General features: G+C 73.3%; 13 protein-coding genes. 3 read left to right on the forward strand and 10 right to left on the reverse strand.

All coding sequences use genetic code 11. The annotated features are described in order from the left end of the window. Positions 1 to 35 precede the first annotated feature (35 nt). Both Plo01_RS27075 and Plo01_RS27080 read right to left on the reverse strand, forming a co-directional pair. Complete coding sequence (locus Plo01_RS27075; RefSeq protein ID WP_203893608.1) at positions 36 to 2,465, reverse strand: ABC transporter permease; 2,430 nt, start codon at positions 2,463 to 2,465, stop codon at positions 36 to 38. After that, on the reverse strand, positions 2,465 to 3,196 hold the full coding sequence (locus Plo01_RS27080; protein ID WP_203893510.1) for an ABC transporter ATP-binding protein: 732 nt from the start codon (positions 3,194 to 3,196) through the stop codon (positions 2,465 to 2,467). Before Plo01_RS27080 ends, Plo01_RS27075 begins: the two co-directional genes overlap by 1 nt. Positions 3,197 to 3,293: 97 nt before the next feature. Between Plo01_RS27080 and Plo01_RS27085 the strand changes: the two genes are divergently transcribed. Beyond that, positions 3,294 to 3,902, forward strand: coding sequence for a response regulator transcription factor (locus Plo01_RS27085; protein ID WP_203893511.1), 609 nt, complete (start codon positions 3,294 to 3,296; stop codon positions 3,900 to 3,902). A 17-nt stretch (positions 3,903 to 3,919) separates the two neighbouring features. On the opposite strand, the gene Plo01_RS27090 is transcribed toward Plo01_RS27085, so the two are convergent. The 4 genes from Plo01_RS27090 to Plo01_RS27105 all read right to left on the reverse strand — a co-directional run bounded on the left by Plo01_RS27090 (position 3,920) and on the right by Plo01_RS27105 (position 7,732). Further along, positions 3,920 to 6,058: a sensor histidine kinase gene (locus Plo01_RS27090; RefSeq protein WP_203893512.1), complete on the reverse strand. Its 2,139-nt coding sequence runs from the start codon at positions 6,056 to 6,058 to the stop codon at positions 3,920 to 3,922. A gap of 145 nt (positions 6,059 to 6,203) precedes the next feature. Next, positions 6,204 to 6,626: a peptidase inhibitor family I36 protein gene (locus tag Plo01_RS27095; protein WP_203893513.1), complete on the reverse strand. Its 423-nt coding sequence runs from the start codon at positions 6,624 to 6,626 to the stop codon at positions 6,204 to 6,206. Positions 6,627 to 6,709: 83 nt separating this feature from the next. Then, positions 6,710 to 6,949 carry a helix-turn-helix domain-containing protein gene (locus Plo01_RS41400; RefSeq protein ID WP_203893609.1) on the reverse strand — a complete coding sequence of 80 codons (240 nt, stop codon included), beginning with the start codon at positions 6,947 to 6,949 and terminating at the stop codon, positions 6,710 to 6,712. Between the two features lie 258 nt (positions 6,950 to 7,207). Continuing rightward, the gene (locus tag Plo01_RS27105; protein WP_203893514.1) at positions 7,208 to 7,732 is read right to left on the reverse strand and encodes a pyridoxamine 5'-phosphate oxidase family protein; all 525 of its coding nucleotides are present in this window, start codon (positions 7,730 to 7,732) and stop codon (positions 7,208 to 7,210) included. A 209-nt stretch (positions 7,733 to 7,941) separates the two neighbouring features. Here Plo01_RS27105 and Plo01_RS27110 point away from each other — a divergent pair, with 209 nt between their 5' ends. Then, positions 7,942 to 8,403, forward strand: coding sequence for a DoxX family protein (locus Plo01_RS27110; RefSeq protein ID WP_203893515.1), 462 nt, complete (start codon positions 7,942 to 7,944; stop codon positions 8,401 to 8,403). Between the two features lie 336 nt (positions 8,404 to 8,739). Next, positions 8,740 to 9,264, forward strand: coding sequence for a chemotaxis protein CheB (locus Plo01_RS27115; protein WP_203893516.1), 525 nt, complete (start codon positions 8,740 to 8,742; stop codon positions 9,262 to 9,264). Here the strand turns inward: Plo01_RS27115 and Plo01_RS27120 are convergent. The 4 genes from Plo01_RS27120 to Plo01_RS27135 form a co-directional block, all read right to left on the reverse strand. Continuing rightward, positions 9,201 to 10,760: an alpha/beta hydrolase gene (locus Plo01_RS27120; RefSeq protein ID WP_203893517.1), complete on the reverse strand. Its 1,560-nt coding sequence runs from the start codon at positions 10,758 to 10,760 to the stop codon at positions 9,201 to 9,203. The two genes, Plo01_RS27115 and Plo01_RS27120, sit on opposite strands and share 64 nt — an antisense overlap. 172 nt (positions 10,761 to 10,932) lie before the next feature. Further along, positions 10,933 to 11,961, reverse strand: a complete 1,029-nt coding sequence (locus Plo01_RS27125) for an RNA polymerase subunit sigma-70 (RefSeq protein ID WP_203893518.1) — start codon at positions 11,959 to 11,961, stop codon at positions 10,933 to 10,935. Beyond that, a complete protein-coding gene (locus Plo01_RS27130; protein WP_203893519.1) occupies positions 11,958 to 13,562 on the reverse strand; it encodes an MFS transporter in 1,605 nt (534 codons plus the stop codon). Before Plo01_RS27130 ends, Plo01_RS27125 begins: the two co-directional genes overlap by 4 nt. Continuing rightward, positions 13,562 to 14,179, reverse strand: a complete 618-nt coding sequence (locus Plo01_RS27135) for a TIGR03086 family metal-binding protein (protein WP_203893520.1) — start codon at positions 14,177 to 14,179, stop codon at positions 13,562 to 13,564. The genes Plo01_RS27130 and Plo01_RS27135 overlap by 1 nt, the downstream gene beginning before the upstream one ends. Positions 14,180 to 14,237: the final 58 nt, after the last annotated feature.

The following is a 14,237-nucleotide window of genomic DNA, read 5'->3' on the forward strand; positions in this document are numbered from 1 at the left end:
GGGACGACCACCCGCAGGACGACCGGATCCGCAGGTCAGGAGATCGCCTCGACGGGGCGGGCACGGAGGACGAACCGCACGGGAAGGGCGGTGGCGGCCAGGGTCAGGACGGCCACCGAGGCGACCAGGGCCAGGTAGGCCGGCGGCGGCACGTACGGCTGCGCCGAACCGGTCATGCCCAGGCTGAAGGCCGTCAGCGTGACCAACGAGATCACTGTGCCGCCGGCCACCGAGACCAGCACCGCGGTCAGCGTCTCCAGACGGGCCATCCGCAGCACCTGCCGGCGCGTGGTGCCGACGAGACGGAGCAGGGCGAACTCGCGGGAGCGGTCCGAGGCGGACATCGCCAGCGTGTTGACCGCGGCGATCGCGGTGAACGCGATGATCAGACCCATCGTCACGTAGTTGACCTCGGCGTTCGGCGTTCCCACCGCGGCGGCCCGGGCCCCGTCGAGCACCGCGATGCCGGGCGCGGCCCGCTCCAGGGCCGCGCGGGAGAGCGACGGCGCCGAGACCAGGGCGGTGGAGAACGGGTCGTCCACGTGCGGACGCACCAGCTCGTGCGCCAGGAGGAGCTCGCCGTACCCGAGGCCCCGATCGTAGAGGGCGACGACGCGGAGCGTCACGGGAGTGCCGTCGCCGAGGGTGAGCCGGAGCGGCGAGCCGACCGACACCCCGAGGCGGGACGCGGCGGTGCTGCTGACGGCGACCGTCGCCGGGCCGAGCCCGTGCAGCGACCCGGCGACCACCCCGGGGTCGAGCGTCAGCGAGAGCCCCGCGGGCGTGACGGCCTGCGCGCCGTACTTCTCCAGGCCGACCCGGACCGAGGTGTGCAGCACCTCGGTGACCGCCTCCACGCCCGGCACCCCGCGTACGGCCTCGGCCGCGGCGGCGGAAACCCGCGTGCCGAGCACGTAGTCGGCGCGGTCGCCCGCCGCCGCCTCCTCCTGGGCGGCGTGCCCCATCGTGGTCTGCACGAACAGGATCGTGCACGTCATCGCGACCATCAGACTGAGTGGAGTGATCACCAAGGCCAGCCGGTGCGACCCGGCCCGAAGGTTCGCGGCGGCGAGGTGCCCGCTCACCCGGGAGGCGCGCAGCACCACTCCGAGCAGCGCGACGGCCACCCGGGCGATCACCGGGCCGAGCAGGGCGGCCGCGACCGTCCACACCAGTGCGGTCACCATCGTCACCGGGCCGGACGCCGCCTCGGTGGACAGCCCCGACAGCACCGCCGTCAGAACGGCACCGCCCGCGGCGCACGACAGCCCGGCGAGCATCCGTCCCCGGGACAGGCGCACGGCCGGCATCGCCGCCTCGCCGAGGGCCTCGACCGGGCGGATGCGGGCGGTCCTGCGGGCGGAGACGCGGGCGGCGGTCCAGGCGGCCAGGACGGTCGCCGCGAGCGCGGCGAGTACCGGGAACGGGCTCACCACGAGCCGCAGGTTCTCCGGCATCACCCCCAGCGCGACGAACCGGGAGCGCAACCAGAATCCCAGGCCGATTCCCAGGGCGGACCCCAGGGTTCCGGCGACGGCGCCGAGCACGAGCGCCTCGCCGCCGAGCAGCCGGCGCACCTGCCGGGGTGTCGCCGCGATCGCTCTCAGCAGGGCGATCTCACGGTGGCGCTGCTGGACGGAGAGCGCGAACGTGCCGACCACGACGAGGACCGCGACCAGCAGCGCGGTACCGCCGAGGGCCCCGCCCATGCTGATCAGCTTCAGCCGTGCCTGCTCCGCGTCGAGGAACTCGGCCGCGCCGCGCTCGTCGCCGGTGTGGACGACCGCGCCGCCGGGCACCGGGGTCAGGTCGATCCGGGGTGCGCCGGAGCGGGGGAAGACGCCGATCGCGCTGACCAGACCGGGGCGGCCGGCCAGGCGGCGGGCCTCGGAGGCGGCGAAGAACAGCGTGTCCTGGCTGGGCAGGGCCTCGGCGGTGACGCCCGTCACCCGGTAGACCCGTGATCCCGCCGGTGACTCCACGGTCACCTCGGCGCCCACGTCCAGCCCGGCCCGCGCGTCCGCCACCAGTTCGTTCCCGTCCCTGGGCGCGCGTCCGGCGCGCAGGGTGAACGGAGTGAGCGGGGCCGACTCCCAGCCGTGCCCCCAGAAGGACCGGCCCGCGACCACGACGGGGAACGTCACCTCGGTGACCACCCGCCCGACCCCCGGGATCCGGCCCAGTTCCCCGGCGAGGGAGGCGGGGATCCACCGGCGCTCCGACAGGGCCTTGGCCTTCGTCTTGGTCTTCTCCTCCGACTTCCGGACCGTCTCGCGGACGTACCGGTCGCCCGCGACGATCATCGGGGCGCCCGCGTAGCGCTCGGGGGCGACGCCGCCGCGCAGCCCGGTCTCCAGCAGCATCCCGCAGGCGCAGACCAGGGCCGCCGCGCACATCAGGGCGAGGAAGGCACCCGCGAAGCCGGCCTTGCGGTGCCGGATCGCCCGCAACGCGAAGAAGATCATTACACCCACGCTCCCAGTCTGGTCATCCGCTCGGCCACCCGGTCGGAGGTCGGCGCGGTCATCGCGTCCACGATCCGGCCGTCGGCCAGGAACAGGACGGTGTCGGCGTAGGAGGCCGCCACCGGGTCGTGGGTGACCATCACCACGGTCTGGCCCATGCCGTCCACCACCTCGCGGAGCAGCCTCAGCACGTCACGGGCGGTCATCGTGTCGAGCGCGCCGGTGGGCTCGTCGCCGAAGACCACCTCGGGCCGGATCGCCAGCGCCCGGGCGATGGCCACCCGCTGCTGCTGCCCGCCGGAGAGCTGGGCGGGCCGGTGCCCGGTCCGCCCGTCCAGGCCGACCCGCGAGACGATCTCGCGGAGCCAGGCCCGATCCACCCGGCTTCCCGAGAGCCGGAGCGGCAACGTGATGTTCTCGGCCACGGTCAGCGAGGGCACCAGGTTGAACGCCTGGAACACGAATCCGATCCGCTGCCTGCGCAGCTTCGTCAGCCGCGTCTCGTCCATCCCGGTCAGCTCGGTGCCGCCCAGCCGTACCGAGCCCGAGGACGGTGAGTCCAGCCCGGCCGCGCAGTGCAGGAACGTGCTCTTCCCCGACCCCGAGGGTCCCATCACCGCGGTGAAGCTCCCCTGCGGGATGCCCACCGTCACCTCGCGCAGGGCCGCCACCGCGCCCTGCCCTGTGCCGTACACCTTGCTCACCGCGTCCAAACGCACCACGTCCGTCATGCCTGCCAGCCTGCTGGCCTGCGATCGGCCAGGCCAGAGATGTGATCACCGAAGGACCGTGACATCGTCATGATCCGGGCACTGATAGACATGTCCCGTGATCCGTGTGCTGTTGGCCGAGGACCAGTACATCGTCCGGGGCGCCCTGGCGGCGCTGCTGGGCCTGGAGGAGGACCTGGAGGTCGTCGCCGCCGTCGAGTCGGGCGACGCCGTGGTGCCCGCCGCGCTCCTGCACCGGCCCGACGTCGCGGTGCTCGACATCGACATGCCCGGCGCGCTCGACGGCCTCGCCGCCGCGGGAGAGCTCCGCGTGCGACTGCCCGCCTGCCGGACGATCATCCTCACCGCGTACGGCAAGCCGGGCCATCTCCGCCGGGCGCTCGGTGCGCAGGTGGACGGGTTCCTGCTGAAGACCGCACCTCCGGAGGAACTGGTGGCCGCCATCCGCGCGGTGGCCGGCGGCGCGCGGGTGCTCGACCCCTCGCTGGCGGTGACGGCCTGGGACCTGGCCGACAATCCGCTCACCCCCCGCGAGGCCGACGTGCTCCGGCTGGTGGCCGAGGGGATCGACGCCGCCGAGATCGCCGGGCGCCTCTTCCTGAGCGCGGGAACCGTGCGCAACTACATCACCGCGATCGTCGCCAAGCTCAACGCCCGCAACCGGGTCGACGCCGTGCGCATCGCGAGGGGGGCGGGCTGGATCTGACCGCGCCGCGGGGAGCCTCAGCCGGCGGGTACGGACGTCGTGAGGGATGCGGCGGGGACACGGGCCTCGATCTCGAACCGCTCGCCGTCGCGGGTGGTGGCGAGGCTGCCGCCGAGGGCGGCCAGCCGCGTGGTCAGGTTGCCGACTCCCGCCGAGCCGCGGCGGCCCGCGGTCCGGTCCGGGGCGGGGCCGCCGGCGGGAACCTCGGCCGGGGGCACGCCGTCGTTGCGCACGCGGAGCCGTACCTCACCCCGCTCGCGGTCCGTCGCGATCGTGCAGCGGCGTGCGGCACTGTGCCGGAGCACGTTGGTCACCGCCTCACGCAGCACCGTGCTCAGCACGGTCTCGACCTCCGCGGCGACCCGGCCGTGGCCCAGCTCGACCGTGACCTCGATGCCCGCGGCGCCCAGGAGCGAGCGCGCCGACTCCGCCTCGGCGGCCAGCGACATCTCGTGCCGCTCCCCGGACACGGAGCGCATGTCGGCCTCGGCCTTCTCCACCATCTCGAGCACGTCCTCGATCTCGGCGCGGGCCCGGACGGGGTCGAGCCTCCTGGCCAGCTCGCACTTGAGGAGGATCGCCGCCATGCTGTGGCCGAGCAGGTCGTGCAGGTCCCGGGCGGCGCGCAGGCGCTCCTCGACCACCGCCGACCGGGCCAGCTCCTCCTTGACCGCCTGGACCTCCTCCGCCAGCAGGGCCAGCCGGAGGAGCCCGTAGACGACCAGGCCGGTCACCAGTGTGCTCACGGTGTAGTTCACCGTCACGGCGGGCTCCAGCCCGAGGACGACGCCGATCACCGCGGCGCTCGCCGTCACGGAGGCGACGAGCGGCCAGGCGAGCGCCGCGGGGAAGGCCAGCAGGAGCGGTCCGGAGAGGAAACCGGCGACGCCCAGCCAGACCTCGCCGAAGGCGGGGATCGGGAGATAGGTGAGCAGGGCCATAACCGCCAGTGACCGCAGGTGGCGGCCGGACACCATGCGCAGCTGCAGGAGGAGGATCAACCCGAGGCAGACGGTCGCCGGGAGCAGCGATCCCGCCGGGAGCCGGAGCAGCGCCTTGGCGCTGAACCCGGCCAGGACGACGGCCAGCAGGGTGAAGGAGAGAACGGAGGCGTGCCGGTCGTCCGGCGGGAGCGACGGAGCGGATCCGATGCCGGGAAGCACGACGGAGACGGTGAAACGGCCGGTGGGGGACAGGCCCGTCGTGAGCGATCCGCCCGCCTCCGCGACCCGGCCGGGGAGGTCGCTCAGGCTCTCGTCCTCCGCGGTCCTGGCTCCGTCGTTGGAGACGCGGAGCCGGACTCCGCCCTCGGACGTGTCGGTCTCGATCTCGCACGTCGTCGCCGTGCCGCGCCGTACGACCTCGGTCACCGCCTCCCGGAGCACGGCCGCGAGCAGCGCGCCCGCGGGCCCCAGCGGTTCGGCGTGGCCGACGCGCACGTGCGCGGTCACGCCCGCGGCCGCCAGCATCGCGCGGGCGGTGGTGATCTCGGGCGCCAGGGACATGGCGCGGTACCCGGAGGCGGCGGCCCGCGCCTCGGCCAGGGCGCGCCGTGCCGTGCCCGCGACCTCTCCGAGGATCTCGGCCGTGCGTTCCGGCTCGGCCAGGGCGCGCCCGCCGCCTGCGGCGATCATGGTGAGGCCTCGCCCGAGACCGTCGCTCAGTTCGGCGGCGATGCGCAGCCGCTCCTCGGCGACGGCGGCCACGGCGAGGGCGAGCCTGGCGGAATGCAGCTGGTCGACCTGCTCGGTGAGCCGGGTCAGGCCGTAGACCACCAGCGCGATCAGGATCATCGTGATCGTGGCGTCGGCCGTGGCGGACGCTTCGCCGTACCGGACGGAGCCGATCACCGCCGCCGCCACGGCGACCGCCGGAGCGAGCGGCCACAGCCGCGACAGCAGCAGTGACCCGGCCAGGAAGCCGAGCATGGCGACGGACGCGCCGGAAGCGAGAACGCCCCAGAACCCGGTTCCGGCCTGTACGGCGAACAGCATCGGCCCCCGGAACCGCCTGAGCACCGGCAGGACATGGACGAGCTGCAGCGCGAACACGACGATCGCGATCGGCACCCCGGCCAGCAGGTACACGCTCGCGAACGCGCCCAGAACGGCGAGGGTGATCCCCCGGGCCAGGTGGGGCGCCTGAATCTGTGGCAAATCCGTACCCCCGAACATCCGGGGGAACAGCCTAGACGAGCCGGCCTGCCGATCGCCGCCGACAAGGCACGCGTCTCCGCCGAACACGACGCCCTGTGGGTGCTGGGGCGCGGGCAACCGCAGCCCCAGCACCGCACTGGGATCGCTATGCGTGACAATCGACGTATTTGCGCACCGCGTCGATGCGAGAGCCGAACTTGCCTTCGTACTTGTACGCCCGGGAGTAGTCACCGAGGGCGACCTTGACGTACAGGCGCGGGTCCCAGTCGATGAAGCAGCCGACCGAGTTGGCGTAGAACGAGCCGACGTTGTCGTGCAGGTAGGGCGGCAGGTCGCGGTAACCGTTCTGCGGCTTCCAGCGCCATGGGGTGCCTACGTAGTCATTGCGTTCCCAGAAGCAGATCTCTCCCGGTCCGCACTGCTCGGCCGCCCTCTGCAGCGCGGCGCTCTCTGAGGCGGTGGCGGCGGCGGAAGGTGCTGCCGTCACGCTCAGGGTGGCGAGCAGGGTCACCGCGGTGGCGAGCAGGAGGGTGGCCGGGCGGCGGGACTGCTGGAAGGTGAAACTCATGGATTGGTCCTTTCCGGTTGTCGTCTCATATCGAGAGTCCACGCCGCGGCCGGACCTGTCCTTACGGGGGAGCGCACAGGTGTTTAGTCTGGGTGCACTCCCGGATGACCCCTCATGCTCCGCCGACGGAACCGGCGCGGTGACAGACCGCAGGTGCCGCGGAACACCTGGCTGAAGTGCGCGGGGCTGGTGAAGCCCCATCGGGCCGCGATCGCGGCGAGATGTGGTGCGCCGCGGCGACCGATCCCGGCGTCAGATCGGGGTCGCCGAGGTTCTGCCGGATGAAGGCGTGGATCGGGGCCGGCAGCGCTTGCCGCTCGAATACGGCGTCGTGGTCATCAGCGTCGCCTCCACCGGGCCCAGTTGGCTGATACCGATCTGAGCCCGGAACCGGTCCTCCAGTTTAGACTCGGGAACCCCCGCTGCGGTTGGAGATCAGGCGTCCACCCGGAGGGTGGCGGATCACGTGCGGCGGAAAGCGCCGGCGGCCCCTGCCCGGTCCCCGTGGATTGCGGGGCGGACATCGGCTCTGCGCCACCTGACGGGAGGCGTGCGCTCTTCGCTTCAGAAGCGGAAGCGGGTCAGAAGCGGAAGCGGGTCAGGCCGCCCGGCTCCGTCGCAAGGACCACCGTCGCCGAGCGTGGCTCGATGCGATACACGTTCCACGGCGGTGGCCCTTGCGACGGTGCGTTGAACGGGGCAGTGATGCCCGATCCGCTCTCATCGGGCTCCGCCGGCCAACCGTTGTCCGCCCACGCCTCGGCGATGCGCGCCACTGCGCCCGGCTCGGTCACCCGCACCGCGGCGCCCTCGATCACGACGTCCGCGTCGTGGATCGACACCGCGACCGAACACCGCGGATCGCGCGCGACGTTGCGCCCCTTGCGTGTACCCGCGCCTGTCTGGAACCAGAAGGCGCCGTCCACCCAGAGGGCGCCCACCGCGGTCACGTGCGGGCTGCCGTCCTCGTTGACGGTGCACAGCCACGTCGTACGGGCGTTCGCCGCGTCCGGTCGCGGTGCCGACCCCGCATCGAGCTTCTCGACGACGGCGGCCCAATCCACCGGCGGCAGGCCATCCGCCTCACCCAGATTGATGGTCTCCATATCCAGAACCTAGCTGCCCGCCCTCCCCCGGCAAGCGCAGTCCGCAACGAAACCCCGGATCACATGGTGGAGAAGTCGGGCGGCACGTCGCCGGGCAGCGGCGGCGCCGGCAGGGTGCCGCCGCCGATCGGGCGGACATGTGTCCCTGCGGCCTCGCCGCAGGACCCGGGGACGGAGAGGCGGACCCGTCGGGCGGCGGAGGAGGGGCCATGGTGCCCACCGCAATACGGGATGCAGCGCTCCTGCTCGCCCGTCTGGGCCTCGGCGTGGTGTTCGTCGCCCACGGCTGGCAGAAAATCGCCACCAACGGCATCGCCGGCACGGCGGCGTTCTTCGAGCAGGTCGGAGCACCTCTGCCGACCTTGTCGGCCTGGTTCGCCGCGCTGGTGGAGCTGGTGGCCGGCGCTGCACTGATCATCGGCCTGGCGGTGCCCGTCGCCGGTCTGCTGCTGGCCCTCGACATGCTCGGCGCCTACGTGTTCGTCCACGCAGGCAAGGGCCTGTTCATCGATACCGGCGGCGCCGAGCTGGTCATGGCGCTCGGCGCGGGAAGCCTGGCGCTGGCCGCGGCCGGTTCCGGCCGGTTCGGCCTGGACCACCTGCTCGCGCCCCGGCTGCGGCCCCGGCAACGCGATCGGGAACGCCACCGCGAGCACGCCGGTCGCTCCTGAGGCCGGCCCCAGGCCGCCCCGGCGGACCGTGACGTGCCGGTGCACGATCAGAACTGCCCTGTACCGCTTCAGAACTCTCCGCATGAGGCTCGGCCTGGCGTTTCGGTGCCGTAGGAGTGGATGCCGGTGCCGGTCAGGGCTTGTGCGGGATCCGGCGGGAACCCGCCTCTGGCCGGGGGCGCGGTGCGGTGGCAGGCCGTCAGTGCGCCCGGGTATCGAAGACAGTGCCCGTCGGTGTGGAGGCAGGGTGGCCGGGCCCGCTTCGCACGGAAGCAGGTGGCCGGAGTCGGACTCGCTCGGGCTGGCGTTCATATCGTCGCGCCATGTGAGGTTCACGTGGACATTCCCGAGTCGCAGCCCGCCGTCGAGGTGGTGGCGCTGGTGGCGTCGGCCGGGGGGCTGGAGGCGTTCACCGCGGTGCTGAAGGACCTGCCGCCGGATCTGCCCGCGGCGGTGGTGGTGCAGCACCACTTGGGCGGTCAGGCCAGCGTGCTACCGCGGATACTGGCCAAACGGACAGGTCACGACATGGTGTGGGCGGTGGACGGCGAGCCGGTCTCGCCGGGCCGGATCCTGTTCTGCCCGCCACGTGTGCAACTCGAGATCCTGCCGGACCGGACCTGCTCACTCACTCCGCTGGCGCCGTCCGGGAATCGTCCGCACGACGCGCTGCTGACGTCGCTGGCGGACTCCTTCGGGCCGGCGGCTCTCGGGGTCGTGCTGACCGGAGTCGGCCGCGACGGCGCCGCGGGGACGGCCGCCGGGCGGAAAGCACACCGCGGCTTCAGCCCGGACCGTTATCGGGTGGGGGCGCCGGGGCAGGTGGTGTCTTCGGCGGGCAGGACGCCGTCGAGCAGATAGCGGCCGACGGCGTCGTCGACGCAGGCGTCGGGGGTGGCGGTGAACACCCGGGAGACCAGGTGGCGGAAGGCGCCGCGCACGGTGACCATGCGGGAGCCGCTCAGGGCCCGGCGCATCGCCCGCTGGCCCGGATAGGGGGTCTTGGGGTCGCCGGAGGCCCCGACGATCAGGGCCGGGACGTCGTTGCGGATCCGGGTGGGAGGCTCGGCGGGAGAGGCCGGCCAGAACGCGCACGGGAGATTCATAGCGCGGGTCAGCGGGCCGAACAGGGGCTCGTCGGCCCGGTGGGCCCGGATGTCGCGGTAGTAGGCGCCGGCATCGCGGGAAGCCGGCCCGTCCGCGCAGGTGATCGCCATCCGCGCGCTGCCGGCCCCGCCGGTCTCCGGTGAGGACAGGTACGCCAGTCCCTCCTCCAGGGAGGGGGCCGAGGTGATCTCGGCTCCGCGGGCCGCGTCGTTGAGGATCTTGAGGTCGGCGGCCAGGGCGGCGTAGGCCTGCTCGCTGTCCCGGCCCAGGCTGAGCAGCAGGATCGCCGGGAAGACGTGGGTGTCGACCCGGTGGCGGCCGATCCGCAGCGGGGTACGGGCCGCGGCCCGGTCGACGCGGTTGACGGTGGCCAGCACCCGGGCGGTGGTGGAGCCCAGGCGGTAGCGGCCGTGGTGGCGGGCGGCCCAGCCGGCCCACTCCTTCAGCGCCGCGGCCAGGTACGGCCCCATCGAGCGGGCGTAGCCGGGTCCGGCGGCCGCGGGATCCAGGGCGCTGTCCAGGACGAACCGGTCGACGCGGGCGGGGAACAGTTGCATGTAGACCGCACCCAGGTAGGTGCCGTACGACCCGCCGAGATAGGACAGCTTCGACTCGCCCAGGGCGGCGCGGATGACGTCCATGTCGCGGGCGGTGGCGCGGGCCGAGGCGTGCGGCAGCAGCTCCCGCTGTCCCGCGCAGCGGGCGGCCAGGTCCTCGGCCTGTGCGGCGATCCGGCCGAAGCCGCGCCGGTCGTGGCCGGTCGAGCGCACGTAGTCGCCGATGGGCCACTGGCAGTTCACCGGGGTGCTGCGCCCGGTGAAGCGGGGGTCCATGCCGATCAGGTCGTAGCGGGCCGCCAGAGTGGGCTCGGCCGCCTTGAGCAGCGGCGCGTAGACCCTTCCGGGGTCGCCGGGGCCGCCGGGATTGATCAGCAGCGCTCCGCGCCGGCGCCCGGGGTCGGTGGCCTGCAGCCGGGAGATCGCGACCTTGACGGTGGGCCCGTCCGGGCGACTGTGGTCCAGCGGAACCGTGACCTCGGCGCAGCGCGCTCCGGCGGCGTCCAGGTGGGCGCCGATTTCGTCCTGGGCGTCGGCCTGGCAGCGGTGCCAGGTGATCTTCTGTTGCTCGAACCGGGCGAGCCCGCCGTCCGGGCCGGACGGCCGGGGTCCGGAGGCGGCCAGGGCGCCCGCGCCTCCGGACGAGGCGAGCAGGGCGACGGTTACGGCGGTGGCCACGGAGGTCTTTCTCATGGGGCCAGCGTCGCGACCGCGCCGTACGGCCCGCATCGGCCATCGAGCCGATCAAGGACCCGCACGTCTCGGCCGTTCGGCCAGGAGACGGCGCGCCATGGCGCGGGTCGTGCAATCGCCTGGAGGGCCTGTTCCACGTCAGGCCCCGCTGACGTGGAAGGCGGTACGGGGTTCAGCAGGTGGCGGGGAGATCGAAGGCGGGGAACAGGCCGGGGGCGAACGAGGTGATCTCCGCGATCCGGCCCTCGGCCACCCGCAGCACCTCCAGCACCTGTGCCCGGTACAGGGTGTCGCCCGGCCGGCGGAGGTAGTGCGCGACCGCCGGCTGCCGGTTGGCCCGGGTCGGCAGCCGGCGCCAATGCCCCAGGTAGCCCGGTCCGGCCGGGTCCAGGATCTCGGCGAGCGCCGCGGTGAACGCCTCACGCCCGGCCCACAGCGTCTCCCGCGTGCCGGACTCGCACGGCTGCGGCATCGGCATGGTCACGCGGATGTCCTCGTGGAGCAGTTCCGCCACGGCGCCGGTGTCGGCCCGCTCCAGCAGCGCCAGGTAGCGCTGCACGAGCGTGCGTTCGGCCTCCGTCGGGTCCGCGGCGGGCGCCCACTCCAGCCGCCGTGGCGGCAGGTGGGACCGCAGGGTGGCGCGGGCCCGGGGCAGCGCGCTGTTCACCGACGCGACGCTGAGGCCGAGCATGTCCGCGGTGTCCGCGGCCGGCCAGCCCAGGATGTCGCGCACGATGAGCACGGCCCGTTGCCTCGGCGGCAGGTGCTGGACGGCGATCAGGAACGCCAGCTCGATCGTCTCCTTCTCGATGACCGCGGCGTCGGGCTCGGCGTCGTGGGGCGCGGCCCGGTCGAGCAGCAGGTCCGGGTACGGCTCGAGCCAGGGAACCAGGTCCGGTGACCGCGCCGCCGATCCGTCCGCCGGCGCGCCGGTCACGCCCCCGGCGCGCGGCCTGCGCTGGACGCTGTCGAGGAAGTCGAGGCACACGTTGGTCGCGATGCGGTAGAGCCAGGCCCGCGCGGTCGATCTCCCCTGGAAGGTGTCACGCTTGCGCCAGGCCCGCAGCAGGGCCTCCTGCACCAGGTCCTCGGAGTCCGAGAACGACCCGACCATCCGGTAGCAGTGCACCCGCAACTCGTGCCGGTGCGCCTGCACCAGACCGCTGAACGCGGGCTCGTCGAGCACCTGCACCGGGTTCACCGGCGGTCCTCCACCGTCTGGCCGGACTCCGCCGGCAGGCCCGGCATCGGCATGTCGCCGAGGGACGGCAGATGCCCGAGACCGATCCGCGCGACCACCGCGAGCGCGAGGAAGATGACGACCGACACGATCGCGATGATATGCAGTCCATCGGTGAACGCCGCTCGCGCCGAGGCCAGCAACGCGGTGCCGGCATCGGCCGGCAGCGCGGGCACGGCCGCGACCGCACCGGCGATGTTGTCCTGGGCCGCGGCCGCGACGTCTCCCGGCACGCCGTCGGGGACGTCGATCCGGCTCCGGTAGGCGGCGCTGCCGATGACGCCGAGGATCGCCACGCCGAGCGCGACGCCCAGTTCGCCGGCGGTCGACGCCAGCGAGCCGGCGGCTCCCGCCTTCTGCGGCGGCGCCGACGACATCACCAGGAACGGCGCCATCGGGCCGACCGACGCGCCGCCGGCGTACACGACCGTGATCCCGGCGAGCAGCACCGCGAGGCCGGAGGTGTCGGGTACCCGGGTGAGCACGACCATGCCGGCCGCGGCGATGATCGACCCGGTCATGAGGATGGAGGCGGGGCGTACCTTGCGGGCGAGCGCGGGCGCGGCGTTCCCGACGATGATCATGACCGCCGACGGCAGCAGCAGCCACAATCCGGTCTCGTACGGCGAGAGGCCGGCGACCAGTTGCAGGTACAGCGTTCCCATCAGGCCGACCCCGCCCATCACGAACGCGATGAGCAGCGCGAGCACCAGCGTGGCCGACAGCGCCCGGGTGCCGAACAGGCTGAGGTCCAGCAGCGGGTTGGTGACGCGGCGCTGCCGCAGGACGAACACCGCCCCGAGCAGGAGACCGGCGGCCGACGCCGCCGCCGGCGCCGTCTCCCAACCGCCGCGCGCCAGGGTCTTGAGTCCGTAGATGAACGGCAGCACCGCCGCCACCGACAGCACCACGCTGACGAGATCCAGCCGTCGCGCGGCCGGGTCGCGGGAATCCGGCACCAGGAACGGCGCTGTCAGCAGCAGCAGCGCCATGACCGGCACCGCCATGAGGAAGATCGATCCCCACCAGAACGACTTGAGCAGCAGGCCGCCGAGCACCGGGCCGAGCACCATGCCGGCCATCAGCGAGGTGCCCCACACGCCCATGGCCGCGCCCATCTGCCTCGGGTCCTTGAACATCTCGCGCAGCAGCGCCAGGACCGACGGGATCAGGGTGGCGCCCGCGATGCCGAGCACCGCCCGTGCGCCCATCAGCATGCCCGGCGAGACGGCGTACGCCGCCGCGATCGACGCGACGAGGAACAGCGCCGCACCGCCGAGCAGCACGGTCCGCCGCCCGATCCGGTCGCCGAGGTTGCCCGCCGTGATCAGCAGGCCGGCGATGAGGAAGCCGTAGACGTCCGATATCCAGAGCTGCTCGGTGCCGCTTGCGCCGAGGTCCGCGCTCAGGTGCGGCAACGCCAGGAACGTTATGTTGACGTCGACCGCCGCGAGCATGGTCGGCAGGCACAGCACGGCCAGGCCGAGCCACTCCCGTACGGTGGCCCTGCGCGGGCGATCCGGTACCGCCGGCGCGGCGGCCGGCGCATCGTGGGCGGTCATCACCGCCGCCCGAGGTAGGCCAGCAGGCGTGCCTGCTCGTCGGCGTCCGGACCGACCTCCACCTCGGGGCCCGCCATCATGCCCCGCACGACGTCATGCCCGATGATCCTGAGCGTGGCCCAGACCTGCTGGATCTCCACCGGGTCGATCCGGTCGTCCTGGCCGGTGGCGCGGGCCAGGTCCCATCCGTGGACGACGAGCTCGGTGCATATCGATCGATCGATGCCCTCGGCGAAGGTCCACCGGCCGAACCGACCGGTGTACATCTCCTCCGCCCGCCCCCGGTCGTCGAGGTCGGCCTGCACCTGATCGCGGATCACCGCGAAGGCGCCGAGCGGATCCCGGTCGACGCCCGGGCGGGCGAGCGGCCGGCGGTCCACCTGGAACAGGTGGACTTCGTGCATCGCCACCACGTGCCCCACGAGGTCTCTCACCGACCAGTCGGTACATGGCGTCGGGTCGCCCCACTCGTCCGCGCCGACGCCTTCCAGCTTCGCGGTGAAGGCTGCGGCCAGGCTGCGGTACCGGTCGGCGGTGACACCGCACGGCCGGACGCCTCCCGGCGCGTGCGCCTCGGGTGCCAGCCCCTCCGTACCGCCCGGGCTTCCTGATGTCATATGAGCTACTCCCTGTCGCCGATATCGCTCGCCGGCGCCGACCGCCGGACCTCACACC

This window comes from Planobispora longispora (assembly GCF_016863135.1).
GTDB classification, from domain to species: Bacteria; Actinomycetota; Actinomycetes; order Streptosporangiales; family Streptosporangiaceae; genus Planobispora; species Planobispora longispora.